24 protein-coding genes, 1 tRNA gene and 2 pseudogenes are annotated in these 25625 nt (G+C 71.2%); 8 read left to right on the top strand and 19 right to left on the bottom strand.

The genetic code is table 11. The features are described 5' to 3' along the window. Nucleotides 1-29: 29 nt before the first annotated feature. Nucleotides 30-728, top strand: a complete 699-nt coding sequence (locus MXD95_RS10855; protein ID WP_250640446.1) for a FadR/GntR family transcriptional regulator — start codon at nucleotides 30-32, stop codon at nucleotides 726-728. On the opposite strand, the gene MXD95_RS10850 is transcribed toward MXD95_RS10855, so the two are convergent. The 10 genes and pseudogenes from MXD95_RS10850 to MXD95_RS10805 all read right to left on the bottom strand — a co-directional run. Further along, the gene (locus tag MXD95_RS10850; protein WP_250640445.1) at nucleotides 725-1606 is read right to left on the bottom strand and encodes an SRPBCC family protein; all 882 of its coding nucleotides are present in this window, start codon (nucleotides 1604-1606) and stop codon (nucleotides 725-727) included. The genes MXD95_RS10855 and MXD95_RS10850 overlap by 4 nt on opposite strands. Beyond that, nucleotides 1603-2190, bottom strand: coding sequence for a hypothetical protein (locus MXD95_RS10845; RefSeq protein WP_250640444.1), 588 nt, complete (start codon nucleotides 2188-2190; stop codon nucleotides 1603-1605). Before MXD95_RS10845 ends, MXD95_RS10850 begins: the two co-directional genes overlap by 4 nt. Continuing rightward, nucleotides 2187-3011, bottom strand: coding sequence for a GvpL/GvpF family gas vesicle protein (locus MXD95_RS10840; protein ID WP_250640443.1), 825 nt, complete (start codon nucleotides 3009-3011; stop codon nucleotides 2187-2189). Before MXD95_RS10840 ends, MXD95_RS10845 begins: the two co-directional genes overlap by 4 nt. Nucleotides 3012-3014: 3 nt before the next feature. Further along, nucleotides 3015-3476 (bottom strand): gas vesicle structural protein GvpA, encoded by a 462-nt coding sequence (locus tag MXD95_RS10835; protein ID WP_250640442.1) that lies wholly within the window; start codon nucleotides 3474-3476, stop codon nucleotides 3015-3017. Further along, nucleotides 3473-3931 carry a gas vesicle protein K gene (locus tag MXD95_RS10830; RefSeq protein ID WP_250640441.1) on the bottom strand — a complete coding sequence of 153 codons (459 nt, stop codon included), beginning with the start codon at nucleotides 3929-3931 and terminating at the stop codon, nucleotides 3473-3475. The genes MXD95_RS10835 and MXD95_RS10830 overlap by 4 nt, the downstream gene beginning before the upstream one ends. Further along, complete coding sequence (gene gvpJ, locus MXD95_RS10825; RefSeq protein ID WP_250640440.1) at nucleotides 3928-4206, bottom strand: gas vesicle protein GvpJ; 279 nt, start codon at nucleotides 4204-4206, stop codon at nucleotides 3928-3930. The genes MXD95_RS10830 and gvpJ overlap by 4 nt, the downstream gene beginning before the upstream one ends. Then, complete coding sequence (locus MXD95_RS10820) at nucleotides 4199-5599, bottom strand: GvpL/GvpF family gas vesicle protein (protein WP_250640439.1); 1401 nt, start codon at nucleotides 5597-5599, stop codon at nucleotides 4199-4201. The genes gvpJ and MXD95_RS10820 overlap by 8 nt, the downstream gene beginning before the upstream one ends. Then, nucleotides 5580-6155, bottom strand: coding sequence for a gas vesicle protein (locus MXD95_RS10815; RefSeq protein WP_250640438.1), 576 nt, complete (start codon nucleotides 6153-6155; stop codon nucleotides 5580-5582). The genes MXD95_RS10820 and MXD95_RS10815 overlap by 20 nt, the downstream gene beginning before the upstream one ends. A gap of 61 nt (nucleotides 6156-6216) precedes the next feature. Continuing rightward, nucleotides 6217-6537, bottom strand: coding sequence for a gas vesicle protein GvpO (gvpO, locus tag MXD95_RS28490; RefSeq protein ID WP_285223595.1), 321 nt, complete (start codon nucleotides 6535-6537; stop codon nucleotides 6217-6219). A 255-nt stretch (nucleotides 6538-6792) separates the two neighbouring features. Next, nucleotides 6793-6981: pseudogene (locus MXD95_RS10805) on the bottom strand (recombinase RecA); the annotation flags it as partial. A gap of 238 nt (nucleotides 6982-7219) precedes the next feature. On the opposite strand from MXD95_RS10805, the gene MXD95_RS10800 reads away from it, so the two are divergent. The 3 genes from MXD95_RS10800 (at nucleotide 7220) to MXD95_RS10790 (ending at nucleotide 8333) form a co-directional block, all read left to right on the top strand. Continuing rightward, nucleotides 7220-7420 carry a hypothetical protein gene (locus tag MXD95_RS10800; RefSeq protein WP_250640436.1) on the top strand — a complete coding sequence of 67 codons (201 nt, stop codon included), beginning with the start codon at nucleotides 7220-7222 and terminating at the stop codon, nucleotides 7418-7420. Between the two features lie 53 nt (nucleotides 7421-7473). Continuing rightward, nucleotides 7474-7767 (top strand): hypothetical protein, encoded by a 294-nt coding sequence (locus tag MXD95_RS10795; RefSeq protein WP_250640435.1) that lies wholly within the window; start codon nucleotides 7474-7476, stop codon nucleotides 7765-7767. Between the two features lie 317 nt (nucleotides 7768-8084). Next, nucleotides 8085-8333 carry a hypothetical protein gene (locus MXD95_RS10790; protein WP_250640434.1) on the top strand — a complete coding sequence of 83 codons (249 nt, stop codon included), beginning with the start codon at nucleotides 8085-8087 and terminating at the stop codon, nucleotides 8331-8333. Between the two features lie 306 nt (nucleotides 8334-8639). Here MXD95_RS10790 and MXD95_RS10785 read toward each other — a convergent pair. The 4 genes and pseudogenes from MXD95_RS10785 to MXD95_RS10770 all read right to left on the bottom strand — a co-directional run. Beyond that, nucleotides 8640-9032: pseudogene (locus MXD95_RS10785) on the bottom strand (methylenetetrahydrofolate reductase); the annotation flags it as partial. Nucleotides 9033-9475: 443 nt separating this feature from the next. Then, nucleotides 9476-9548: transfer RNA gene (locus MXD95_RS10780), tRNA-Glu, on the bottom strand. Nucleotides 9549-10601: 1053 nt separating this feature from the next. Beyond that, entirely contained in the window at nucleotides 10602-10808 is a 207-nt protein-coding gene (bldC, locus tag MXD95_RS10775) for a developmental transcriptional regulator BldC (protein ID WP_163548267.1), read from the bottom strand. A 152-nt stretch (nucleotides 10809-10960) separates the two neighbouring features. Beyond that, a complete protein-coding gene (locus tag MXD95_RS10770) occupies nucleotides 10961-11791 on the bottom strand; it encodes a DUF8083 family protein (protein WP_250640433.1) in 831 nt (276 codons plus the stop codon). 250 nt (nucleotides 11792-12041) lie between these two features. Between MXD95_RS10770 and MXD95_RS10765 the strand changes: the two genes are divergently transcribed. Next, complete coding sequence (locus MXD95_RS10765; protein WP_250640432.1) at nucleotides 12042-13145, top strand: Glu/Leu/Phe/Val family dehydrogenase; 1104 nt, start codon at nucleotides 12042-12044, stop codon at nucleotides 13143-13145. A gap of 458 nt (nucleotides 13146-13603) precedes the next feature. Next, entirely contained in the window at nucleotides 13604-13810 is a 207-nt protein-coding gene (locus MXD95_RS10760) for a DUF3073 domain-containing protein (RefSeq protein ID WP_250640431.1), read from the top strand. Between the two features lie 514 nt (nucleotides 13811-14324). Here the strand turns inward: MXD95_RS10760 and purM are convergent. The 3 genes from purM to MXD95_RS10745 all read right to left on the bottom strand — a co-directional run bounded on the left by purM (nucleotide 14325) and on the right by MXD95_RS10745 (nucleotide 18595). Continuing rightward, nucleotides 14325-15464 carry a phosphoribosylformylglycinamidine cyclo-ligase gene (purM, locus tag MXD95_RS10755; RefSeq protein ID WP_250640430.1) on the bottom strand — a complete coding sequence of 380 codons (1140 nt, stop codon included), beginning with the start codon at nucleotides 15462-15464 and terminating at the stop codon, nucleotides 14325-14327. After that, nucleotides 15461-17245, bottom strand: a complete 1785-nt coding sequence (gene purF, locus MXD95_RS10750) for an amidophosphoribosyltransferase (protein WP_250640429.1) — start codon at nucleotides 17243-17245, stop codon at nucleotides 15461-15463. The genes purM and purF overlap by 4 nt, the downstream gene beginning before the upstream one ends. Before the next feature lie 390 nt (nucleotides 17246-17635). Beyond that, nucleotides 17636-18595: a sterol carrier family protein gene (locus tag MXD95_RS10745; RefSeq protein WP_250640428.1), complete on the bottom strand. Its 960-nt coding sequence runs from the start codon at nucleotides 18593-18595 to the stop codon at nucleotides 17636-17638. Between the two features lie 560 nt (nucleotides 18596-19155). On the opposite strand from MXD95_RS10745, the gene MXD95_RS10740 reads away from it, so the two are divergent. After that, the gene (locus MXD95_RS10740; protein WP_250640477.1) at nucleotides 19156-23016 is read left to right on the top strand and encodes a sacsin N-terminal ATP-binding-like domain-containing protein; all 3861 of its coding nucleotides are present in this window, start codon (nucleotides 19156-19158) and stop codon (nucleotides 23014-23016) included. Here the strand turns inward: MXD95_RS10740 and MXD95_RS10735 are convergent. After that, on the bottom strand, nucleotides 22980-23432 hold the full coding sequence (locus MXD95_RS10735; protein WP_250640427.1) for a DUF2530 domain-containing protein: 453 nt from the start codon (nucleotides 23430-23432) through the stop codon (nucleotides 22980-22982). The genes MXD95_RS10740 and MXD95_RS10735 overlap by 37 nt on opposite strands. Nucleotides 23433-24037: 605 nt before the next feature. Here MXD95_RS10735 and MXD95_RS10730 point away from each other — a divergent pair. Then, nucleotides 24038-24598, top strand: a complete 561-nt coding sequence (locus tag MXD95_RS10730) for a winged helix-turn-helix domain-containing protein (protein ID WP_250640426.1) — start codon at nucleotides 24038-24040, stop codon at nucleotides 24596-24598. Between the two features lie 113 nt (nucleotides 24599-24711). Here the strand turns inward: MXD95_RS10730 and MXD95_RS10725 are convergent, their stop codons facing one another. Beyond that, nucleotides 24712-25362 (bottom strand): 2'-5' RNA ligase family protein, encoded by a 651-nt coding sequence (locus tag MXD95_RS10725; RefSeq protein WP_250640425.1) that lies wholly within the window; start codon nucleotides 25360-25362, stop codon nucleotides 24712-24714. Nucleotides 25363-25625 lie beyond the last annotated feature (263 nt).

The raw sequence follows: 25625 nt of genomic DNA, 5'->3' as shown, positions 1-25625 counted from the left end.
TCAGCTTCTCCGACAACCTGTGGGGTCCGATGGCGCTCGGCGCGTTGCATCCGACGTCTCTGGTCGACCAGGCGACTCAGCGCCTGCGTGAGCAGATCACCGGCGGCGAGTGGCCGGTCGGCACTCGCCTGCCTGGGGAGACCTCGCTCGCCGCGGTGCTCGGAGTGGGGCGATCCACTGTGCGGGAGGCATTGCGCGCGCTCGCCGGGGCGGGGCTGGTGCAGTCCCGGCAGGGATCCGGCGTCTTCGTCATCGCCCTGGAATCGGCGCAGGACTGGCGGGAGGTGCTGCGCCGCGCCGCGGTCGCGGACGTCTACGAGGTGCGGATGCTGATGGAGGTGCAGGCGGTGCGGCTCGCCGCGCAGCGGCGCACCGATGTGGAGATGAGTGCTCTGTGGGCAGCCCTCGACCGGCGGCGGGAGGCGGCGGCCGGTGGCGACGACGAGGCCTTCGTCGACGCCGACATCCGCTTGCACGCGGCCGTGGTCGCGGCCGCGCGCAACCCCGTGCTCGACGGCCTGTTCACCGAGTTTCTTCCCACTCTGCGCCGAGGGCTCATCGAGCTGGTTGAGCTTCTGGATCTTCGCGCCGCCGAGGTCAACCACGGCGACGCCGCGCACGCCGCCCTCGTCGAGGCCGTGGCTGCCGGCGACGGCGACCGCGCCAGCGAGATCCTGCGCGCCGAGCTGGACCAGACGCTGGCCCTGCTCCGAGCGCCGACAGCCTAAGGCTCGTTGCCGGTCCCGCCGGTCTCCGGGGTTGCGGGGGCTTCGAACTCGTCGTTTTCCTCGTCCGGAGAGCGCACGACCTCACCGTCCCGGATCTCGCCCCGCCAGGAACCGGTGGCCTCGCCGCGAAGCATGACGAAACGACGGAAGTTCTTCAGATCCAGTCGGGCCCGGCGCCCACCGGCGCGCCACAGGTTCCCGGTCTTCTCGAAGAATCCGCTGGGGTAGTACTCCATCGCCAGCATCACACGTGTCAGGTCGTCGGCAAGAGGATGGAAGGTGATAGCGCCCTTCGTTGAGCCCTTCGCTCCCTCGGAGGTCCAGGCGACCCGGCGGTCGGGAATCTGCTCGGTGACCTTCGCCTGCCAGCTGCGCCTGGACCGGAAGACCTTGACCCGCCAGTTCTGCTCGGTCTCGTTCTTGACCTCGACCGCCTCGACGCCTTTCATGAACTTGGCGAACTCCGGGAACTGCGTCCACTGGTCGTACGTGACGGACACCGGAACGCCGATGTCCACCGTCTCCTCGATGTTGGTCGCCTTGGGCGGGCCGGCCTTCCCGCCGTCTTTCGCCGCACCGAGGGCCCCTTTGACCTTGCCCTTGACGTTCGACAGGACCGTCCCCGCGGCGGCCTTCAGCGGAGACTGGCCCTCGGCCAGCCTCCCGGCGCCCTGAGCGATCGAGGACAACTTCCCGCCGGATTCTCCGAGACCGTTGAGCTTGTCCGTGCCTGAGGTGAGTCGCTCACCGATCTGACTGGTCATCCGGCTGCCTACCGCCTTCGCCAGGTCCCCTGCCTGGTCAGCCAGCCTCCTGGTCGCCGGACTGTGCATGAGGGTGCCCATCAGGCTGTCCGGATGCTCCGTTGTTCGCGTCATCGCGAACCTCCACCGCTAGATCCCTGCGTCGCGTGCTCGAGTGGCTCGCGGCGCGCATCCTGGCGTGGCCCGGCGGACCTGCCCGGGACCCGGCGTCCGGCGCCGGATTCCGGCTCGCCCTCGTCGCGGCGGGCACTGTGCGCCCCAGAGCCGACGATGCCTGCGGCGGTCTTTTCAGCGGTCCTGGCCGTCTGGCCGACAGCCTCGGTGCCCTCTCGGACGGCCTCGGTGCCCTCTCGGACGGCCTCGGTGCCGTCTCGGACGGCCTTCTCCGGGTCATGCAATGCCGATGTCAGGCGTTCCGTGCGTCCCGCCAGCGCGCCGGAGAGCCGATCGAGCTGCGCCTCGTACACTGCCATCGCGGCGCGACGGCCAGCTTCCGTGGCCGGGCCCCTGAACTGGTTGATCAGCTTTTCGCCTTCCGTGGAACGCGTCAGCCGCACCATCTGGTCGCGCAGCAGATCCTTCGCGTGGTAGTTGTGGCCTGACAGCCACAGCCCCAGGCTGATGGCCGCTTTGGCCTTCCTGGTCCGGCCGAGAACATAACCTCCCACGAGTGCCAGGCCACATTTGACGTTGCTCATCGGGGCTCCTGTCCTTCCTTGTCGTTCCCGCCCCAGCCCCAGCGGCCCGACCCGTCGAAGGTGTCGCCGCCTGTGGCGGCCGGTTGGGCATCGGTGAGTACCCGGTCGGGAAAGTCGACGAAGTCGACCGCGGGCAGCGGTCCGACGTACTCGATGGTCAGGTGCGGAAGCGCCGCCCGGACCCGGTCCACGGCAGTATCGAAATCGGCCAGCGCCTCGGCGGGGACGAGGAACGCCCAGCTGAGAAGGGGGTCCTCGGGCCCGCCGTGGTGCCGGCGCGGTCGGTCGGCATGGGTCAGCGGGCACAGCGCGTCCAGGATCTCCCGCGCCTGCTCCGTGCGCCGAGCGACGACGAGTTCCGCGATCTGCTGGCCCAGCTGGAGCCGACCGTCCAGGTCCTGCGGGGGCGGGGCGTGGGCCAGCGAGGTGGCACCCACCGTCTCCGCGAGCTCGCTCTCCTCCGCCTCACCGACATCGAGATGCAGCTCGACCAGACCTTCGATCGCGTCCAGTCTTTCAGGGAGGCTGTCACGGACGGGTTCGAGCACCTCGGCCCGGACGGCGCTGTCGTCCGGGGCGACAGTTCCCAGCCGCACCGGCAGCACCGGACCGTCCGCGAGCAGCCCCTGCAGGATCTCGAGGTGCCTGACCGCCTCCTGCTCCCCGATCTCCCCGATGTCCGCCGTCGCGCTGACGACCGCGGCGAGTGGCCCCGAACGCACCAATCGCAGCGGAGCCCGCGGGCTGCCGATACCGAGCTGAACGCCCGGGCCCGGTAGGAGATGTCCGGCCCGGACGATGCCGTAGAGCACTACAGGCATAGCTCATCCCTCCCGGCCGCCGCGGCGGCCGGCCGGCGCGTACCGCCCGGCAGGCAGCCCCCGCCCGTCGTCGCTGTGGTTGTGGTGACCGCGGGAGGACGGGGATCCGCGTAGTGCCTCGGCAACGTCATCGGCGGTTTCCAGGGCCGTTTCCTTCAAACCCCCGAGGGCTCCCTTGGCCCGGTGCCGCGACGAGCTGTCCGTGACCTCGCGCATGAGCCCCGGCAGCCCGGCGACCTGCTCCTTGGGCTGGATGTCCAGCCGGTTCACCGCTTCAGCGAAGCGGAGATAGGTGTCGACACTGGCGATCACGATGCGCGCGTCGATGGTGAGGATCTCGATACCCACCAGCGCGACGCGTACGTAGGCGTCGATGACGATGCCCTTGTCGAGGACGACGTCGAGGACGTCGGCCAGCCCGCTTGGCCTGGGTGCCCGTCCCACGGAATAGTTGGCGACGGTCATGGCGCTGTCCTCGCCTTCTCCCGGATGCCGCGCCCCCGGCTGGTCACAGTCGGCGCGTCCGCATTCGTGTCCGGGATCGCTGGCCTGGTCGGGGCTTTTCCCCAGCCGGGCCCGTCGGTGTCCGCCGCCAGGAGCTGACCCGCCCGCGTGACGGCGGCTTCGGTTTCCTGGGCAGTCAGGCCCAGCGAGTCACGGACCCGCACCAGGCTGGCGCGGATCTCCAACAGGGCGCACCCGAGGTCGTCGATCTGCGCGTCGGTCAGCCCCCCGCCCTCCATCCGGCGGATGGCCTGTCGCTCGAGCACCTCCCGCAGCAGCTCCAGCACGACGACCACGAGCTGGCCCAGCCCGCGTCCCACCTCCTGCGGATCCGCGTCGAGCCGCAGGCGCGGACCGCGCTCCGCGGCGGCGACGCCCGGTGATGACCGCCTCCTCCCACCGCGCCTGGCGGTCATGGCCGGATCCCACCGGTGCCTTCGAGGGCCGTCTGGACGCCGACCAGAAGCAGGCGGAGGTCGACCCGCAGGAGGTCCACGCCCGCGAGTGCGACGACCACATCGCCGCTGACGACCGCGCCGGTGTCGACCAGCCTGTCCAACAGGTCGGCGAGCGGCTGCGCCGAGCTTCGGGCCGGCCGTCCTCCTCCGCGGCCCTGGAGCCGCCGACCGGCGTCGGCGTCGGCGTCGGCGTCCCGACGCTGAGGCATCGGGACGTATCGCTGATCAGCCACGCCCCTCACCTGTTTCGCGCACAGCCTCTTCAGCCGCGGCATCGTTACCCGCGCGTCCTCCGTAGGGGACGGCGGACCGGGCGGACAAGACCGATTCCGCTGCCATGCCGTCCACCGCCCCCGTGCTTTCCGCGGTGGAGCCTGACCCGGTCCTCCCTTCGCCACCCAGCGTCAGGTGGACGAAGGAATAGGGCGGCCACGGCCCTGTCACCACCGCCGCGCACCCGACGCGCTCAAGTGGCGGACCCAGCCGCTCCGCCGCGTCGAGAAACTCCTCCTCGTCGTCACGGTCCACGAGGTAGGCGCAGTCGAAGACCCGGTCGGGCCGGCCGGGGCGGCGGGCCACGTCACGCGCGTGGGCGAGCAGCTCCCGGTGCGCCCGCTCGACGAGCCGGGCCGTCTCCTTTCGCTGTCGCTCCTGCTCGCGTAGCTCGTCCCGGCGGGCCGAGAGGTAGGCCGCACCCGCCCCCGGATCGGCGCCGCCGCTCGGACCGGCCGGGTTGCTCCAGGACGCGCCGGTCGAGGCGCCGACGCCTGACGGGCCGGCGACGCCCTCCGCCCGGCCGACCTCCTCCGCCCGAGTTTCGGCCTGTCCCGCGGCGTCGATCCGAAAGCCCCACTCGCGCGCATCGTGGAGCGCGGCGAGCGCGCGTGGTAGTTCGGCATCGGGGTCGTCGAGGATGTCGGCGGCCTCCCGCTCGCCGGGCAGGACGGTGCCGAAGCGAAGCGGCAGGACGGCGCCGCGGTCCTGCAGGTCGCGCAGTACCTGATCGTGACCACGGGCCAGGGTGGCGAGAGGACCGGCCTCCGACAGGTCCTCTTCGAGATCATGCAGCAGGTCCGGATCGATGTCCGAGACCACGAGCGAGACCCGGTCACGGGTGACCGCGCCTACCCGCGTCCCTTCGGCAAGGCCTGGCAGGTCCGAGATATCGGTACCGGCCGAGACGATGCCGTAGGCGTAAAGCGCCGGTGCCCGCTCCACCCCCCCGAGCGGCCGGCCGTCACGCAGGCCTGGGCCCAGCCCTCGACCCGAACCCGAACCCGGACCCGGACCCGGATCCGGATCATCGCGGTGATCCAGCGACGGGCCGTCGTGGCGGTGGTCTCCCCGGTCTCGCAGCCGGTCCTCGCGGCCTGGCGGGCTTTCATGACGTCCCTGCGGGCGACGTCCCTGTTGGACCGTTCCCGACGACATGTCCGCCCCTACGGATGGCGCTGCGGTCATCGCCGCCCGTTCGCAGGCTGCTCTGGTGATCTCTCGCGCCAGGAGTTGCACGAGCTGCCCGCGCGCAACCTCGCGGGCTTCGGTGACGGCTTCGGTGATGATGCCGGGCGCGAGCCTCGCCGCCAGATCATCGAGGCTGCCGAAGTCAGCGTCCGCGGTCGCCATCACGCCTCCGTTCCGCATCCCGCACCCAGAACGGTCGGCGGTCGTCGTCCCGTGACGGGAACCACCGCGTTTGGTCCTGCCTCGCCGGGCCGTCGCGGCGGCTGGCCACCTCCGCCTCAGTCCGGCTCCGGCCGGCCAGCCACGCCTGGGACTCGACGACGCTTTCCTCCCCGGGCGCGAGGCGTTCCCGTTCCGAGCTCTCGAGCACGGCGAGCCTGGAGCGCAGGTCCTCGTTCTCCGCATGCAACGCCTGGATGGTCTCCGTCCGTAACTCCCGCTCCTGCGCCTGTTCCAGTGATCGTGCCTCACGGCTGTAGAAAGGATCCGTGGTCCACCAGTCCAGACCCATTTCGCGTGCAGTGTCAGCCGACGCAATGAAAAGTCGGAGTTTGAGGGTGAGAAGCTCGACGTCGAGAACACTGATCACTATGTCCCCGACGATCACGACTCCCTTGTCGAGAACTCGCTCCAGAACGTCGGCGAGCGAGTCCGAGCGGGGCCTGCTCAGTGCGCGCACCCGCGGGGGACCGCCGAGGGAACCGTGATCGATCGTCATGACTCACGTTCTTTCGAATCGGTCGTGTGAGGCTCGGCTCACGCGGCGTCGTGGCACACACTCAGTCGGTGGCACCGCGCACGAACCTGCGAAGCCGCTCATAACCCACCAGGCCACCGCTTTCGTCGACATCGAGCCGGTAGGTGGCGAGCACACTGGTCGTCGACGGGATGCGTTCGAGTTCGGTCAGATCGACCAGCAATGACCAACCCGAATCCGTCCGTCGAGCCCCGGTCACCCGCTCGGGCTCCTGTCCCACCAGACTCCCGAACTCGGCGAGCGACCGGCCGACGACAGCGACGATTCCGCCGTGTCCGGTTATCTGGGATTTATCCCTGCTATCCGGTTTATCTCTGCTAACCACCGAGTCGCTGCTTGGCATGACTCCTACAGGTGTTTTTTCGGCCGCCCCTGGCTCGTGGGTGGCGGGCCGGCGAAAATCCTACGCGTGCCGCCCGTGCCCCCGCCGAAGCCGCCGCAAACCTGGTGCCGACCCCGCACGCATCCTCAGTGGTACTCAGTGTGGATATACATCGGTATTTCATGGTCTTGACCCCGCGGCTGCGCCTCCGGTCCTCGTCGCGCCCGCCCCAAACGCGCGTCCCGTTGTGGCCACGGCACTGCCGTTGATCCCGGATCAGGGAACCAGCGGCGAAGCGTCGGTGTCCAGCACAGGGGAGAGGCCGAGCTTTTCTTTGATCCGCTTTTCGATCTCGTTGGCCAGATCAGGATTGTCGCGCAGGAATGACCGTACGTTTTCCTTGCCCTGGCCGAGCTGGTCGCCGTCGTAGGTGTACCAGGCACCGGACCCGCGGATGATGCCGTGGCGTTTTGTGGTCTGACGATCGCCGGCTGGCCGAGTTTCGGCACGTATTCGGCATGGGCCATGGTCAACAGGGTGGTGGGACCACGGCAGCGCCTGCCTCGAACGAGCCCGGCCTGGCTGCTGGCTGGTCAGTCTCGCCGTCGTCGCCCGGCCCCTTGGGGTAGCCCAGACCGCGGGGGCAAGCCATCATGGACGAAGATGGACTTTGGTAAGGCGCTCATCGGCGGGGAGGCTGTTCATGGACGCGGCGGCGTGGCTCCACCCCGAGCCGCACGAGTGGGTCGATGAACCCGACGCGGACATGAAGCGCGCGATCGACGAGGCCCACGAGGACGTCGAGGCGGGCCGTACGGTCTTCTGCCTGTCCGACGCCGCGTTCGACGCCCTTCTGGACGAACTGGACCAGTTGGCCGCCGAGGAGCACCCGAAGGCAAGCTGAGCGGCCTCGTACCTCTCGCGGGCTTCGGATGATCGAAGCACTATCGTGACGGCGTGCCCACGTACGAGCAGGTGGCCCGCTTCGTGGCGGAGTACGCGCGGCTGACCTCCGAGCAGCGGCGAGCGTTTCGCCGTGCGGTCGTGCTGTTCCGCGAAGGCCTGGAGACCGGTCAGTTCCACCCGAGCCTCGGGGTGAAGGGCTTCCGCTCGGAGCCGGGCGTGTTCGAACTGCGCTGGGCGAAGGACGGCCGGGCGCTCTGGGAGCACGGCGACCCCGCGCCGGGCCGGGACGGTCCCCATGTGCACTGGTTGCGGATCGGGACTCACGACATCTACAAGAGTCGATAGCCCTGTTTATGGCCTGCCCGCAGCGGACGAGGCATCCGTGCGGTCGGAAGCTTGCAGGGTTACGCGTCTGTGCGTCGGCGCTACCTCACGCAAGGCATGGCACCACACGACATCTACCGCGGAGGGCATCCGCAGCCGCGGTTAGACCGGATTTGGCCGCCATCGGTTTGGGATTGGCCTCGCGGGACGACCACGACACACAATATGCCCGTGCGGCCTGACACCTCGGGAGGCGCGTGGCTCGGGTCCGCGTCGCTGCGTAAGGATTTCCCTCGTACGAATCGAACCGATCTCTCCCATGTCCCAAGGAGGCTCCCTTGACCGACACGAACACCTACGCGTACGTCGACGCTGACACCCTCGACGTTCGGATCATCCGTGGTGAGGCTGACACGGAAGGCACCATCGTCGGCCGCCTCGACGCCGCCGACCTCCCCGCCCTCGGCGAGCCCGCCGGCAAGCTGCTCGCGACCCTCGGCGTCCGCCCCGTCAGCGACTGGCGCGATGTTGAGGGTGGCCTGTTCGCCGTCGTCGAGGAGACCGCGGCGGTGCCGACGGCCGGCTGACCGGCGACCACGAGCGCCCCGGTCTGGGTCCAGGCCGGGGTTTCTCTTTGCCCGGATAAGACGGGTGAGGGCGGCGCGCGCGATCAGGCGGCGAGCGGGATGTCTTCCACCTGGTAGTAGATGGGAAGTCGCCGTCGGGTCGGTGTCCGAGCCGGGTGAGGAGGGTTCGCAGCGGCGGATCGCTGATTGCATCGATCAGTGCACGGGTGAGGCGTTCGCCGCCGAGTACGTGGATGTCTCGGGAGTGAAAGCGGCGCGGCGCGGGGTCGACGGGCTCGGCCAGACCAAGCCGGTTCGTGGCGGCGGCGAGAGGGGTACGAGGTGCACACCGGCGAAGGCGCCGCTGTCGCGTAGCTGTAGCACCTGGTCGCAGGCCGCTTCGACCCCGGCCGCCTGGTCCCGTTCGACTGCTTGGACGAGGTCGTCGGGGATGTCGATGTCGGGAATCGTTGCGGCGAGGCGGCGGGCCATCCCGGCGCTCGCGAGGACCATCACGCCGGCGTAGACCGGCAGTTCGACCGGATGGGCGTCGCGCCAGCGCAGTAGAGCGTCTACCGAGTAGCTGACCTGTACGAACAGGAAGTCGGCCGCTCGTTTCCAGGTGGGCAGTGGCCGTAGGCCGGCGGCGGCTCCGACCCGGAACGCTGGCATGTCGGCGAAGACCGGATCCTCGCTGGCCGCGCGGGTTTCGTCGATCATGGACGTCGTCCTCATCCCAGAAGCGGCCGGCCGGGGTCCACCTGGGAATCACCCGCTTTGCGGCGATCTACCGTCAGAGCCTGACCGCAGCGATCGAGGCACGCGAAGTCGGCCGTCACCATGAGTCGCCCAGACCGTGACGCCTGAGGCGGATGCAACGTCTGTCGACGGAGAACAGCAGGTCTGGTCTGCCTGCATCACGGGAGAACCGGATCCCGCCTCCGGTGACTGTTGGTAGAAAGATCCGCGTCGGCCGTCAGGTCCAGTTTCCTGCCGAAGTGGGCTTCGAACCCGCGCATGTCACTGCTGGCGGGTGCCGGGCCCCAGAAGGAACGAACAGTCACGGAGCGCAGCGAAAAACGCTGGTGGACCTCGTATCGTTACCTAGATTCCGTCAACCACGCTAAATATTTACTTTTGGTAGCCGATCTACTACTCTCGGGTGCCCCCAACGGGATTCGAACCCGTGCTACCGCCTTGAAAGGGCGACGTCCTGGGCCGCTAGACGATGGGGGCCGAGGCGACGATCACGGCTCCGGGTGGGCCTGGGCTCAACCCGGTGATCGATCGTCACAAACACTGTCAGCATAGGGGATGGCCTGGGTGGACGACAAACCCGTGTCCGGATCGGCCCTCCTGCCTGCGGTGCCGTCCGATGGGCGGAACAGGCGGGACGAGGGTCGGCCCAGCGGTAGCGGGCGTGGAACACCGCGCGGACGGGCCGACCACTGATCGCGATTGTGTGCCGCGATGCCGGCTCGAGCGGCGCCGGCCCGGTGGGTACGCACAGCGACGCCGGGCCGGCTGGCAGGCCTGGCGGGAAGCCGGTCGGGCGCGCGCATCAGGCCGTAGTAGCGCAGAACGCCGCGGGGAAGATCGAAGCTGGCCAGCAGGCGGCGAGCCAGAAGGCGTACAGCGGCGAGCCGTGGCGTGGCGGCCATCGCCATCCGGCGCCTCGGCCAGCACCTTCACCCGCCGAAGTCACAATCCGTGGCGGCGATCTGGGGGTGGTGGAGGGGTGGAGATCCAAAGAGGTCGTTGTGGGGGTGTTCGTGTCCGATTTGCCCCCCACGGCGACCTGTTTGGCCGGATCTTGCTCCGCCGCCCCGCGCGGAAGGTGACGATCCTGGGGTCCGGGCGGTCGCGGCGGCGGGATCCGAAGCGGAGGCTCAGCTACGCCGGCCAAGCGCCGGCCAAGCGCCGGCCGACGTGATGCTCAGCGGCGTGGAGCCCGGCGTGCGCATGGTGCCTGCCGTGCGGCCTGGCAGGTGATGGCCGCGATCGCCCGGGCCGAAACCGGCCATGCGGCGAACGCGGGATGAGACCGGCGGTCGGTCAACAGACCGTCCGCCGGTTCCCCAAAAGGTCCACCCTGCGCCCTCCCGGTGCTCAGGTGGTCCTCACGCGTGTGACGTTCGGCGCGCGAAGAGCCGGATCCCGGCCGACTACGTCCCACCGCAGTGGCCGATCATCCACGCCCGGACGCACAGCGCACAGCGGCCAGGCCGCACATGCGTGGCGCGGGCAGCGTCTCCAGCCGTCCCGTCACACGTCTGTTGCTCGCGTGATCTAGATATCGCCTCCCAGACTCGGAACGCCCTTCAGCAGAGCGCGCACCTCGGCCTCCCGGTACCGGCGGTGCCCACCGAGGGTCCGAATGGATGTCAGCTTGCCGGCCTTCGCCCACCGGGTAACGGTCTTCGGGTCAACCCGAAACATGGTCGCTACCTCGGCAGGGGTCAGCAACGGCTCAGCATCCGGCGTACGTGTCGTCATTGTGTTGGCCTCCCGTCACAGAGCGTCGCTCCGTCCCATACAGATCGTGCATCCTTCGGGGGCATTTCGGACATGGCACGTCAGGACCATCTGCTGACTAGTCACAGCTCGTCCGAAGCGGACGGCGACTCTGTGTTAACTCAATGCGTCGATCAGCTTGCGGATTCCCGTGCTTGCAGGGGTCTCCAGCGGACAAGCACCCGCTCGTACGCCTCAACCGCCAAATCTGTTCGCCCTCGGCGTAACGCACCGACAGCCTCAACGATGTCCTCTACGGAGCTGTCGCGCCGAAGCATGTCATCGTCGAGCAGGTCAACTAGCCCGTCGTAGTCCAGTTCGACCCTGCTCTGCGGATGGAAGGACCCCAGCCAACGGGCCAGATCGCCGACGCCCTCCACCGTGGGCGCCTCGGTGGACGCCGCTCGCAGCGTCTCCAGCGCCTCGACCGCGCGCGCCGCCCTGCGCCGGGCCAGGCTCATCGTGGTCCGGTAGATCATCGACCGTTCGGCGGTGTCCCCGGTGACCAGCGACCGCTCGGCCGGGTCGAACAGCAGGAACCACGACGGCGGCACCATCCAGGTGCTGGTCTGGACATGCGTCTTCAACGCCGGACGGCGGGATTTCCAGCGGTCCAGCTCCACCTCGGCCGGGTCGGTGATCCGCCGGGGAAGGAACGCCTCGGCGACGCGGTCGGGCATCATGGCGCGGAACTCCAGGGCCGCCTGCCACACGCGTAGCTGCGTCGACCAGGGGCAGACGAACATCAGCCCGTCGATCCACTGGACGAACGCCGACTCGTCGGTGACGTCCAGCGTCGGCTGGACGGCTGCGAGCAGCGACACGACCCGCTCGCGGCGGCTGCCAGCCCGACGCGACGGCGGGCCGGCAGCCGCATAACGCTGCCAGCGGCCCCGTTCAGCGACCGGGAAGGCCGCCAGCGGCTCGTACACACGCAGCGAGGACGCGGGCGACACGATGGGCATGTCAGCTCTCCGCAACCGCCGCCGCGGCGCTCACCACGGGCGGACTCGACCGACACCGGGGCGCCGCGGACGACACCCACGCGGATGCCCTGGAACCTGGCATGCCCCGATCCTGGCATGTCCGCGGGCACCCCGTCCGGCCTACCGGCGCCGTAGGGTGCGCGATGGGCCGCAGGACCGCCATACCGCGCCGCGCCGGCCGATGGTACGGGCTGCCGACCCGTCAGGCCGACCCGTCAGGAGGTGCGTCATGCCGTCGCTGCTCGACCCGTCGCTGTTCGACCGGATCTCGGAGCACGAACAGGTGCTGCTGTGTTCGGATCCCGCCAGCGGCCTGCGCGCGATCATCGCGATCTACTCCACCGCCCTCGGGCCCGCCCTCGGCGGCACCCGGTTCCACCCCTACGTCGACGTCGAGGGGGCGCCCGCCGACGAACAGGCGCTCGCCGACGCGCTCGCCCTGTCCCGGGCGATGGCCTACAAGGCGGCGTGCGCGGGCCTGGACCTCGGCGGCGGCAAGGCGGTCATCATCGGCGACCCGGAACGGGACAAGTCCGAACCCCTGCTGCGCGCCTACGGCCGCCATGTCGCCTCGCTCGGCGGACGCTATGTGACCGCCTGTGACGTCGGCACGTACGTGGACGACATGGACGTCATCGCCCGCGAGACCCGCTGGGTGACCGGCCGCTCCCCCGAGCACGGCGGCTCGGGGGACTCCGGCGTCCTGACCGCCTTCGGCGTCTTCGAGGGGATGCGGGCCGCCGCCCGGCACCGGTGGGGGACGGCGAGCCTGACCGGGCGGCTGGTCGCCGTCAGCGGGGTGGGCAAGGTCGGCCGACGGCTGGTGGGGCACCTGCTGGCGGACGGCGCCTCGGTGGTCGCCGCCGACGTCGACCCGGCGGCGCTCGCCCGGACGCGCGCCCAGTTCCCCGCCGCGCGCACCGTCGAGGACCCGGCCGCACTGCTCGACCTGGACCTCGATGTCTACGCCCCGTGCGCCCTCGGCGGCGCCCTGGACGCCACGACGGTGGCCCGGCTGCGGGCGGCGATTGTCTGCGGCGGGGCCAACAACCAGCTCGCGACCCGGGAGACCGGCGCCGACCTCACCAAGGCCGGGGTCCTCTACGCGCCGGACTTCGTCGTCAACGCCGGCGGGCTCATCCAGGTCGCCGACGAGATCGAGGGGTACTCCCCCGACCGGGCCCGTGCCCGCGCCGCCCGCATCTTCGACACGACCACCGCCGTGTTCCGGCTTGCGGACGAGGAGGGCCTCACTCCGGTCGAGGCGGCCGAACGGATCGCCGAGCGTCGGATGACCCAGGTCGGCCGGCTTCGCCGCTTTCTGGTGCCCTGAGGCCTCTTCGCGCCCGACTCCCGCGGGCATCCGGCGCGGCGATCCCAGGGATCGTCTCGGACCCGGACCGGCCGGCTGCCAGGATGGCCTGGACTCGCGTCCCGGACGCGGGATGAGCTCGGCCGCCCCCCAGCCGGCCTCCTGGGACGGACTCCAGGCCGCGACCGGCCGCGTCCGGCGCTTCGGGACCGTCCCGCACTCCCGGCGAACGTGACGGTTGCCACATCCTGGGCGGTTCCGGGAGACCTGGGCCAGGCCGCCGAGCGGCCCCGATCCCCCTCGCGAGCCGCAGGACAGGCAGCTTCACGAAGTGCTTCCGATCGTGGACATCTTGTCCGAGGACAGGCAAGTGTCGGGTTGGCGTGCCGAGAGGCCTCCGATCCCTGTAGTCTCGGGAAGCACGAGACAGTGAGAGCACCGGGGCGGGTCCCCGTCGTCATGTTCGAGGGGGTCGAGCCATGGGGCGCGGCCGAGCTAAGGCCAAGCAGACGAAAGTCGCCCGCGAGCTCAAGTACAACTCGCCCAATATGGATCTCGACCGATTGAAGGCGGATCTGGGCGCGGGCTCGACGCGCGAGAGCAACAGCGACGAAGCGCATGCTGATGACGATTACGGCTATGACGCCTACGCAGACGACGAGGACGATCGCCACTCCTCGCGTTGACAGCGTCACGTTGGTAACCGTCCCGCCGCGGATGGCTCACTGCGGTGTCGTCGTGGCAGGTGGTGGTCGCCCAGGCCTAGGTCAGGGCGACTGCTGACATGCCGTGCTGCCCCCTGGCAAGGGTCAGGGCGCTGCGCCGGACTGCCGCACGGGCATCCCCGCCGGTGGTCCAGGTCCGTGGCGCCCGGAACAACGGCCTGCGCCAGGTCCGTGGTGTCGGTGTGCTCGCGCCAGGTGCGGCATTCCGTCCGGGCACCGGCCGGCTCCTGCCAGGTGCGGCACTCCTCAGGTGCGGCACTCCTTGAGTGGGCGCACGGTTCGAGCACGGGCAGCGCCTGAGCGAGCTCCGTGCGGGCGGCACCTTCCCGCGCCGGGGGCGACCGCGCTTTCGGCGTCGGCCCTCCTGGCCCGATCGTGCCAGCACCTCATCACTACCCGCACGGCTCAAATCACCTGAAGCACTCACAACAGGCGGGCACGGCGCGGCCCGGAATGCAGCGCCGGCCGCGTCCGCTCAGGTGACGGGGTGGTCGCTGATCAGCCGGGCACCGAGGCCGCCGCCCGCGTCGTCCGGAAGGTCCTCGTCCGGAAGGTTCGCCGGCAGTTCGTCGACGCGGCCGATGATCCAGGCGGGCACGTCCCGCTCGGCGAGCAGCGCGAGCGCGTCGTCCACGGTGGACGCGGGCAGCACAGCCACCATGCCTACGCCCTGGTTGAACGTCTGTTCCATATCCGACCGGGCGACCTCGCCGCGCTGCGCGAGCAGACCGAACAACGGCGGCGGTGACCAGGTCGCCCGGTCGAGGCTGGCGAGCAGGCCGGGGGGGATGACCCGGGCGGTGTTGGCAGCCAGCCCACCGCCGGTGATGTGGGCAAAGGCGTGCACCTCGACGGTTGCGGCCAGGGCCAGGCAGTCCCGCGCGTAGACGCGGGTCGGGGTCAGCAGCGCCTCGCCGAGTGTGACCCCCAGAGTCGGGACATAGGACCTCAGCTCGGCGCGTGCGGCAGCGGAGACCCCTCCGGGCTGGACAGAATCAGCGGGACCGCACACGATGTGCCGCACGAGCGAGAAGCCGTTGGAGTGAATGCCGGATGAGGCCATCGCGACGACCACGTCCCCGGGCTGGACTCGCTCCGGCCCCAGCACGGCGTCGGCCTCCACGACCCCGACCCCCGTCGCGGCCAGGTCGTAGTCGTCGTCACCCATGACGCCCGGATGCTCGGCCGTCTCGCCACCGACCAGCGCCGCCCCGGCCTGCTCGCAGCCCGTCGCGATCCCGGCGACGATCCGGGCGATCCGCTCGGGCACCAGGCGGCCGCAGGCGATGTAGTCCAGCAGGAACAGTGGCTCGGCGCCGCAGACGACGAGGTCGTCCACGACCATCGCGACCAGGTCGATGCCGACCGTGTCGTGCACGTCGAGCGCACGCGCAATCGCGATCTTGGTGCCGACCCCGTCGGTGGACGAGGCGAGCAGTGGACGCCGGTAGCGGCTCGTGTCGAGCGCGAACAGCCCGGCGAATCCGCCAAGCCCGCCGACCACCTCGGGTCGGGTGGCCCGGGCGACCGACCCGCGCATCAGCTCCACCGCCCGGTCGCCCGCGGCAACGTCGACTCCGGCCGCCCGGTAGGACACCTGCTCCCCCGTGCTCACGCGTGCCTCGCTTCGGCCAGATGTGTCTGGCGGTCCCGGTCCCGGGCGGCCCCCTCGACCGGATCGCCCTCTTCCGAGCCGGGGGAGGCCGGATCGTCCACACGGCCGTGGCCGCCAGCCCGTGGTGCATCAGGGCGCGGCCCGGCGGCCAGCGGGGCGGCGGGGCGGCGGTCGTCCGGGGTGAGGTCCGCCTCGTGACCGTCGGGGGACGGGTCGGCGCCATTCATGCCGAGGGTGACCTCCCGGCGCATCGCCTCGGCGATCAGATCCGCGGTGGTCTGCGCGGCGCCACCGGGCTCCAAGCGGTGCTTGCCGAGTTTGTCCGACTCGGCGAGCGGCACCGGGTAGATGCCGTCGAAGCAAGCCCGGCACAGGGACCGCGCCGGCTGATGGGATGCGGCCACCAGCCCGTCCAGCGAGACGTAGGCGAGCGAGTCGGCGCCGAGCGAGGCACGGATCTCGTCCACCCCGGCACCGCTGGCGATCAGCTCGGCCCGGGTGGCGAAGTCGATGCCGTAGAAGCAGGGCCAGCGCACCGGCGGCGAGGAGATGCGGATGTGCACCTCGGCGGCGCCGGCCTCACGCAGCATCCGGACCAGTGCCCGCTGGGTGTTGCCCCGCACGATCGAGTCGTCGACGACGACGAGGCGACGGCCCTCGATCACCTCACGCAGCGGGTTCAGCTTCAGCCGGATGCCCCGCTGCCGGATCGTCTGGGACGGCTGGATGAACGTGCGTCCCACGTAGGAGTTCTTCACCAGCCCCTCACCGAAGGGGATGCCGGCCTGCTCGGCGTAGCCGACGGCTGCGGGCACCCCCGACTGCGGCACCGGGATGACCAGGTCGGCCTCGACCGGCGCCTCCCGGGCCAGCTGACGGCCCACGTCGACCCGCACGGCATGCACTGACCGGCCGGAGATCGCCGTGTCCGGACGGGCGAGGTAGACGTACTCGAACAGGCACAGGTGCGGGTCGGCCCGAGCGAACGTGCGCGAGCGCACCCCCAAAGCATCAATGATGATCATTTCGCCGGGTTCGACCTCGCGCACGAACGTCGCGCCGACGATGTCGAGGGCGGCGGTCTCACTGGCGACGATCCAGGCCCCATCCGGATGGTCGTCGAGCCGACCGAGCACAAGGGGATGGATGCCGTGCGCGTCCCGGGCGGCATACAGGGTCGAGGCATCCGCGAAGACCAGGGAGAACGCGCCGGCCAGCCGCGGCAGCACGGCCATCGCCGCGTCGACGAGCGTGGGCCCCGGGTGATCCGCGAGCATCGCGGTGATCAGGTCGGAGTCGGTGGTCGCGCGCAGCCGGTCCCGCTCGGCGCCGAACTCGCGGGCCAGCTGGACGATGTTGGTCAGGTTGCCGTTGTGGCCGAGCGCCACCGGGCCGCCGAACCGAGCGGTCCGGTAGGACGGCTGGGCGTTCTCCCACGTGGACGAGCCCGTCGTCGAGTAGCGGGTGTGCCCGACCGCGAGATGGCCGCCGGACAGGCTCGACAGCGTCCTCTCGTCGAAGACCTGCGCGACGAGCCCCAGCTCCTTGAACACCACCACCGTGCGGCCGTCTCCGACCGCGATACCAGCCGCCTCCTGACCCCGGTGCTGGAGTGCATACAATCCGTAGTATGTGAGGTTCGCTACGTCTTCTCCCGGCGCCCAGACGCCGAAGACGCCGCAGGCGTCCCGGGGCCCGGGATCGTCGGAGAGGTCGGGCAGCGCCTCACCGCCGGGACATGCCTCGTCATCGGGACCGGAGCGGGCGGCGACGTCTGGCACCAGGACTCCTCGACTGGTCAGTGACACCGGAGAGCAACATCCGAGCAACACACCGGATCGCGTGTGCGCCAGCCCGTCCACCGGTGGGGAGGCGGGACGGACCGGAACCGGCCCCTGCCATGCCGGCTGCCTCGCCCGGCGACTTCCGCCATCCACGCTAGCAGCGACCTCCCACATCGGCCCTTGCTACGCGTTTGTCTGCTGTCAGCCATCCGTCGGGTGCCGTACGTACGGTGCGAAGGCGCTTGCGGCCGAACGCGGCTGTCGGCCGGACGTGGGCGACCCGATACCCGCCACAACCGGCATAGAAGCGGTCAGCGTCACAGCCAGACGCACGCTGAAACTACGGATGCACCATGAATGTGAGAGAAAATCACAACAATCAATGTGTCACAGTAGCGGAAGATGGGGGGAAATATCGGATCGTTCACCGCTCGCCGTGATCCGGCCGTCGGCGACGGCGTCGGCGAAGTCGACCCGTCCGGTGCACACCAGCAGGAACGGCACCGGCCCGGCCTCGACCACGTTCGGCGGAGTGCCGCGGGTGTGCCGGGGGCCCTCGACGACCTGCACCGCGGCAAACGGCGGTACCCGTAGCTCCACCGCGTGTCCCGGCACCCGCGCGGCGAACAGCTCGGCGATCAGCCTGGTCGCGACCCGCAGCGCCGGCCGTGACGGTGTGACCCCCAGATCCAGCCCATGCACCACCGCCTCCACCACCCGGGTCCGCAGAAACTCACCGAGCATCATCGGCCCGCCAGGTGTCACGACCAGCCGGTCCACGCCCGCCTCGCCGTCAGGCGGCCCCCCACCACCGTCATGCGGCTCCCCACCACTCGCCGCCGCGGCGCCAGAGGCTGCCCCGTCACGCGCCACCCGACCGCTCGCGGCAGCCCGGTCCGGAGCCACCGCACCACGCGTCGGCCCGATCAGCCCGGCGAGGGCCGCCTGCGCTCGTGACACTTCGGTCGCGAGATGATCGCGTTCCATACCGGAGCCGGAGACCGGGCCGGAGCCGGAGACCGATGCCGACAGCTCCCGCGCGACGTCAGCGATTGACTCAGCGCGCGCGCCCGTTCCGGTCAGGTAGTCGATCGCCGACACCGGACGCGTCTGCGGCCTCCCCGCCCCAGCGGAACCGCCCCGCCTCCCGCGGCCATCCGTCGGCGTGAGCGCCTCTATCAGGGCACCCGCTGACCGGGCCACGTGCATGACCAGGTCGCCCACTGTCCAACCGGGCAGTCCGCTCGCCTTGGCGAACGAGTCGGCAGGCAGGGCGTTCACCGCGCCGACGACCAACAGCCACTGGGCCACGACCGCGTCGGCGAGTTCGGGCACCACGCCGGACACGTCCCGGAGGCCTCGAGCAGCCCGGCCGCGAGACGAAGAGCCAGCACGGGACGGGGTCACCACATCACTCCACTCCACTCACCCAGGTGTCCATCGACGCTCACCTCACCCATCCCACCCCGAACGCGCCCAGATCTCAAGATCGCCACCTTCCGCACTGGACGGCCGGGCAAGATCCGGCTAACCAGGTCGCCGGGGGGGCAAATCGGACACGAACACGCCCACAACGACCTCTTTGGATCTTGTCCCGGTCTGGCTCGGGGGGCGCCGACCCGCCCGGCAAGCCCGGCGGTGGGGTGTGGTCACGGGGAAGACGAGGATGGAGGCGTGTCCCCGATCCCCGCAGGCCCTGCGTCCGAGAACACCGGGTCCGAGAACACCGGGCCCGAGTGCCACGGACCCGACGGCACTGGGTCCGAGAGCCATGGGCCCGGCCGTCGTGGATCCAGCCCTGACCGCGACGGCCCCAATGGCCACGAAGCCGACCGCCACGAGCCCAACCACCAGGACTCGGCGACCGCGATGGGGGCAAAGTGACCACCGAGACCCAGGGAGCCCGCATGCGCGAGGCCGACACGACCCAGATCATCGAGCTCTCGGCCGACAGGTACGAGACGGATGCGATCCGGCGGCGGGTGCTGGATGCCTGGGCGGCCTCGCCGGCGCGCTTCCGGGAGGACGCCAACGCGGAGGAGGACGCGGCGCTCGGCGCCTACCGTGACCGTCTGGTCGTGGAACTGTTGCAGAACGCCCTCGACGCGGCCACCGAGGCCGGGGTGCCGGCACGGGTTCGCCTGCGGTTGACGACCTCGCCGACCGCCTCGGGTGCCTCCCACGCGCCGGCGTGGGAGATGGGGCCCGGGGGACTGCTGGAGATCGCGAACACCGGAGCGTTGCTGTCGGCAGCCGGGGTCGAGGCGCTTTCCACCCTGCGCGCCTCCGCCAAGCGAGATGCGACGGCGACGGCGATCGGCCGTTTCGGCGCCGGGTTCGCCGCCGTCCTCGCCGTGACCGACGAACCGTCGATCGTTTCGCGCAGCGGTACCGGTCCGGTGGCGACCGGCGTCGCCTGGTCGAAACGCCGGGTCATCGAGGCGGTGATGGCCCGGGCAGAGGCGAGTGCCGAGGCCGAACAGGGCAACGTAACGTTTGACTACGTAACGAATAGCGACGCTACGAATTTCGGCGCCCACCTCGTCGGTGGCGCCGCGGAGCGCGACGCTGGGATCGGTGGGGTTCGGGCCGGAGACGATCGAATCGGCGGGGGCCGGACGGAAACACGGGCGGTCGGCGCCGGGGCGGCGGCCGGCCCGCGGACGCCGCTGGCTGAGGAGCTGGCTCGCCGGGACGGCGCCGTACCGATCCTCCGGCTGCCCTTCGCGATCACCGCCCCACCGCCACCCGATGGTTATGACACCGTGGTCCGGCTGCCGCTGCGCGACGCCAGTGCCGCGGCGTTCGCCCGCGAGCTGCTCACCGCGCTCGACCCGACACTCCCGCTGGTGCTCGGCGGCCCGGGTGACGTCATCGTCGACATCGACGATGACGTACGAACCCTGACCTGTCGATGGGTTCGCGGCGGCCCGAGCGACCGACCTGATTCGGACGGCCACGACCAGGGGGCCGGCGATCCGGGCGTCCGCGATCCAGCGAGCAACGAACCAGTCGGTGCCGATCCGAATGTCGACGACCCGGGCGTCGACGATCCAGGCATCGTGGAGCGGGTCGAGATCGCCGATCTGGACGGCGAACGTTGGCGTGGGATCACCCGGCGCGGCAGCATCCCGGCGCGGCTGCTCGCCGACCGCCCGGTGGAGGAGCGTGGCCGGACCTCATTCACCGCCAGGGTGATGGTGCCCGACCGCGGCTGGCCGTCGGGCGTGCCGCAGGTGGTCCGCGCCCCCCAACCCACCGATGAACCGCTGTCCCTGCCGATTCTGGCCAGTGTCGAACTGCCACTCGACCCGTCGCGGCGGCACACGATCCCTGGTCCGCTACGCGACCGGCTGATCGACGAGCTCGCCGCGACCGTGGTGGCGTTGGCTCGCCGCCTCGGCGCCGGTGCGGGCACCGACGACGACGGTGCGTCCGCGCCCGGCCCGCTGGCCGCCCTGGCCCTGGTCCCGACCGGTCTGCCGCAGGGCGAGGTCGACGGCCGGCTGCGGGACGGCCTACTGCGCCTGCTGCCGGACACCGCGCTCTTCCCCGGTGCCCGGCGCGGCCGGGACTGCCTGGTGGGCGATCTCGGCTCGGCGACCGAGCCGGTCACCGCCCTGCTGACCGAGCCCGCCGGCGTCGCTGCGGAGGGCACCGAACCCGTCAACGTCGAATCCACCAACGCCGCACCCCTTGACCTCGCGCTCACCGACATCACACCCGCTGACATCGCACCCATCAGTGACAAGCCGGACGGTGCGCGCTCGGCGGTTCCCGGTCTGCTGCCGGCGGTCTACGCGTCGCGGCGCTGGCGCACGGCGCTGGATCTGCTGGGCGTCCGGCGGGTGGACAGCGCCGCACTGGTGGATCTGCTCACCGGTCTGACCCGGCCGCCGCAGTGGTGGGGGCGGCTGTACCCACTGCTGGTGGATGCGCCCGACCGTGACGCGCTGGGCGCGTTGCCCGTGCCTCTCGCCGAACTCCCCGACGACGACCTCCCCGGCTCGGCCACCAAGGCCGCCGGCCCCGCCGACCCCGCCGGCCTGGGCACGCGGATGGTCACCGGCCCGCGGGGGACGCTGCTGCCCACGGCAGACCTCGACGTCGTCGCGCTCATCCGCTCGGGTCTGCCGCTGCGGGTGATCCACCCTGACGCGTGCGCCGGGTCGGCCCGCGACGCGCTGCGCACCCTGGGCGCGGGCGAGGGCACTCCGGCCGGGGTGCTGCGCGACCCGGCGGTGCGCGAGGCGGTTCTCGACGCCGATCCCGACGATCATCCGGATGATCTCCTGGCCCTGGCGGGAGCGGTGCTCGCGCTTGTCCGCGACGCCGGGGAGGAGGGCTCGGCCGGTCTCGTCTGGCTCGAGGATCTGCTGCTGCCGACGGCGGACGACCGCCTCGACCCGCCTGACGATGACGACGAGCCTGCCCTGCCCCGCGAGTTCGCTGCGGCCGGCGAGCTGCTCATCGGCGGCGGGCCGCTGGACCAGGTGCTCGCCGAGGAGGCACCGTTCGCGACACTTGATCCCGCCATCGTCCGGGCCTGGCCGACGGAGGTACTGGAACGGGTCGGCGTCCTGCACGCCTTTGGCGTTCTGCATGCCTACGACCTGCCCCTCGACGCGGACGAACAGATCCTGCTCGACCTCCATGACAGCGACGTATGGGTCGACGATGTCGCCGACGGCGACCATGGCGCCGCCGCCTCGGCCTTGGCCGCGGCGTCCGACAACCTGCGCCGTCCACCGGCCGGCGGCCCGCCCGCGCCAGCGATGATCGGCGTCTTCGCGGCCGTCCGTGATCTCGAGCTCGTCGACGAGGAGGCCTGGCCGCAGGCGCTTGCCCAGCTCGCCCAGCCGCCGCTGCGGGAGGTCGTGTTCACGCCGGAACCGTCGTATACCCGCTGGTGGCTGGCTCGGCACGCCGTCCTGCCGGTGGCCGGAGGTGACCTGCTGCCACCCCGTGAGCTGCTGCTGCCGGGGGCTGACCCGCTGCTCACCGGCCTGTTCGCGCCGGTCGCGCCGCTGCCGGGGGTGGACGACGCGTTCCTGCGTCACCTTGGCGCCCGGCAGACCCTCGACGACGTCCTCGGTGATCTGGGCGCGGTCATGGACCTGCTCGACCGGCTCGGCGACGACGAACGGGATGTCCCGTGGCCGGCGGCACGCGTCCTTTACATCGCCGCCGTCGATGCCGTCGCCAGGATGCTCGCCGCACCCGACCGGACCGCCGGCGCCGACCGGTTCGATCCTCCGCTGACGGTGCGCACCGCGCGGGGCGTGCTGCCCGGCGACCAGGCCATCGTCGTGGACGCGCCGGACATGCTGGGTCTGCTCGCCGGACGCGGGGCCCTGCGCCTGCCGCTGGACCGGGCGGCCGAGGCGGCGCACGTCCTCGGCGTGCCGCTGGCCGGCGAAGTGGTCGGCGGCGAAGTGGTCGGCGGCGAGGCCGCTGGGGGCGGGGTGGTGGCCGACGCCGCGCGCCAGGGCGAACTCGCGCACGCGCCGGACGGCACGCCGTACCACGTGCACCGCCCATTGCTCGTCACGGACCTGTCCGGACGGCCGGTCCAGGCACCCTGGCGGGTGGTCGGAGGCATCGGCGGAGAGATCCACGTCGACGCCGAGGCGGGGCCGGACGCGCTGGCCCGGGCGCTGGCCTGGCGCAGTGGGCAGTGGGACCGACGCCATGCGCTCGCCGCGGAACTGCGCGACCCGGCTGGGGCGACCTACCGCGCCGCGGAGGACGACCTCGACGAAACCTGATCCGACTGATCGGGTCCGGCCCCGGGGCCGGCGGACCGCAGGCGATGACGCCGCCGGATGACGACCCACAGGCCCAACAGGCCCAGACCGAATCCGCACAGCGCCGTCGCCAACCACCACAGATGGCCGTCGTCGCGCAGATCCCCGACCATGAACGACAGGACGACCGCGGCGATCCCCCACAGCACCGTGCCGACGGCCACCGAGGCGACGCCGTCGTAGGGCAGCGGCTCAGGGGGTTCCGGGTCCGCCGGCGTACCGCTCTGCGCCGCACCCGCTCGAGCGGTGCCCGGCTGCACCGCGTTCGGCGCCGCCACGCCCCGCCCCGCAGCCTCGTCCCTGGTCGGACCGCTTGTGGGCAGGCCGGACGAGGCCGGGTCGCTGGTGGCCGGATCGCTGCTGGCGGACGCGCTCACTTCGGCGAGGGTACCCGATCGGGGTTACGCGATCACAAGACAGCAATGTTTGCCACGTGAATCAAGTCACATCCAATCTCCCTGGCGGCGATCGATAACGTGTGCTTCCGTTGCTCTTGTGTTGAAGCGGCTGATGCTGGTCACCCGGAGCTATATCGATCTGCTCCGCGTCGCCTCGGCTGCCTGTCCGGCCGGCTGATTCCCCGCCGGCCCTCCTCGGTTCGGCTCCGTCGCCCTCGCGGCCCGGAGTCGACTGTCGACCGCCGACGCGCTTTCCCGGCCGACGTCTCCGCGCGCCGCATCCGCCGCTCCCGCCCTGGCCAGTTCTGAACTGCCGGCCCGTGCTGTCGGTCCGCCTCACCGGTCCCGAGCCGACGCCCGCAGGTCGACAGCACCCCGTCACGGACGCTCTCCCCCTCGATGACCCGGAACCGATGATCGTGGATCCGGTCCAGCCGACCTTGGGGAGGACAGCATCCGGGACCCGGAAACGGCGGGGCATCGCGGTACATGCGGGCAGGGCTTGTCCGGCCCTCTGACCGCCCTCCGGCCCGTCGTCATCCGACTTCGGTGGCCGGAACACCGCCACTGACCGAAAGGCCAGCATGCCCCCGCAGAGCACTGCCCTGCCACACCGGACCCCCCGCCTCGCGACGTCCGTTCCGCCGCGTCCGGCGGACGCGGCCACGACCCTGCACCGTCAGCCCGTGTCCAGGCTGCCGATCCAGTCACGGATCGGTGTCGCACCCTCCCGGCCCGCGCAGCCGGCTCGCATCACCCAGCCCACCCGAACCGCCCAGCCCATCCGCACGACGCAGCCCATCCGCACCGTGCAGCCCGTCCCCACGCCGCCCCGTCGGGGCCTGTGGACCGACCGCAGCGCCTGGCTCGCCACCGTGGACGGGCGGGCGCTGGCACTGACCTACCTGGAGTTCGAGGTGCTGGACTTCTTCGTCCACCACCCGGGCACGGCCCACAGCCGTCAGGCACTGCTGTCCTCGGTATGGGGGCACCGTCCGGACGACCAGACGGCACCCGACCCGCGTACCGTCGATGTTCTCGTCACCCGGCTGCGCCGCAAGCTGGGTCCCGAGTACCGCTTTCGCATCGAGACCGTCCGCCGCGTCGGATACCGCTACCGTCCACTCGAGCCCGTCATCGGGTAGGCCGTCCCACGCCGAGCCCGGTCGGTCGGCCGGGGCGCCCTGCCGGCTGGTTCGGGATCGACGCGCGGGGTGGGCGCCCCGCGCACAGCGGGTCAGCCGCCGCGGCTGGCGGGTCAGCGGGGGTGCAGGGGCCAGGCGGCCTGTTCCACATAGGTGGGCGCGTGACCCGGCGAGCTGTCGACGCTGCTGATCAGCGACAGGCGGTCGATCGTCCAGGGCAACGTCCCGATGGTCTCTCGCAGTGTCATGGCCAGGGGGGCAAGGTCCTCCCGCCGGCTCGCCCGGGCCCGGGCGAGGGTCAGGTGGGCTCGCAGTGGACGGGTGTCCGCCGATGTGGCGCCGGCCCGCCGCGCCGCCCGCCGCACCCCGGCCGCCAGCGCCGTCAGTGCCCCGTCATCCGCCGAGCGGGGCCGGCGGGGCTGATCGAGCCGATCCGCCGCGGCGGGCTCGCCTGCCGCGGCGGGCTGGTCCGCCAGGACGGGCTGGTCCGCCGAGGTGGGCGGGCGGACGCCGGCCCACAGGATGCGGTTGTCGAAATGGCCGCCGCCGGTCACCACCACGAGGATCGGCGGGTGCCGGCGGGCCACCCGGGCAAGCCGGGCGTCAAGCTCGGGACGGATCTCGTCCGCCACCGGCCCGAGGAACGCCAGCGTCACATGCCACCAGGCGGGAGTGGACCACCGCAGCTGTGGCGCCGCCCGCCGAGCGGGCTCGATGGCCGCCGCCAACGCCTCGACTACCGGCTTTGGCGCGAGCGCGGCCACGAAGAGTCGGTGCACCTGGACAGAATGACACGGCGGCGACATTGGCTTGGGTCAGCCTGGCTACGGAAAGGTGCCGAAGGGTAGGTACGGATTGAGGGCCGAAATCCTTCAACAGTCTTCTGCGGGATTCGGCATGATCCGGGATCATGGGGTGCTGACGGACATGAGGGGCCCTGGATCGGGGGCGGGGGGGGGGGGGGGGGGGGGGGGGGGGGGGGGGGGGGGGGGGGGGGGGGGGGGGGGGGGGGGGGGGGGCGGGGGGG

It is taken from the genome of Frankia sp. AiPa1 (assembly GCF_023243075.1).
Lineage (GTDB): Bacteria > Actinomycetota > Actinomycetes > Frankiales > Frankiaceae > Frankia.
Note: the sequence above shows the minus strand (reverse complement) of the source record. Positions and strands in the feature narration are given on the sequence as shown.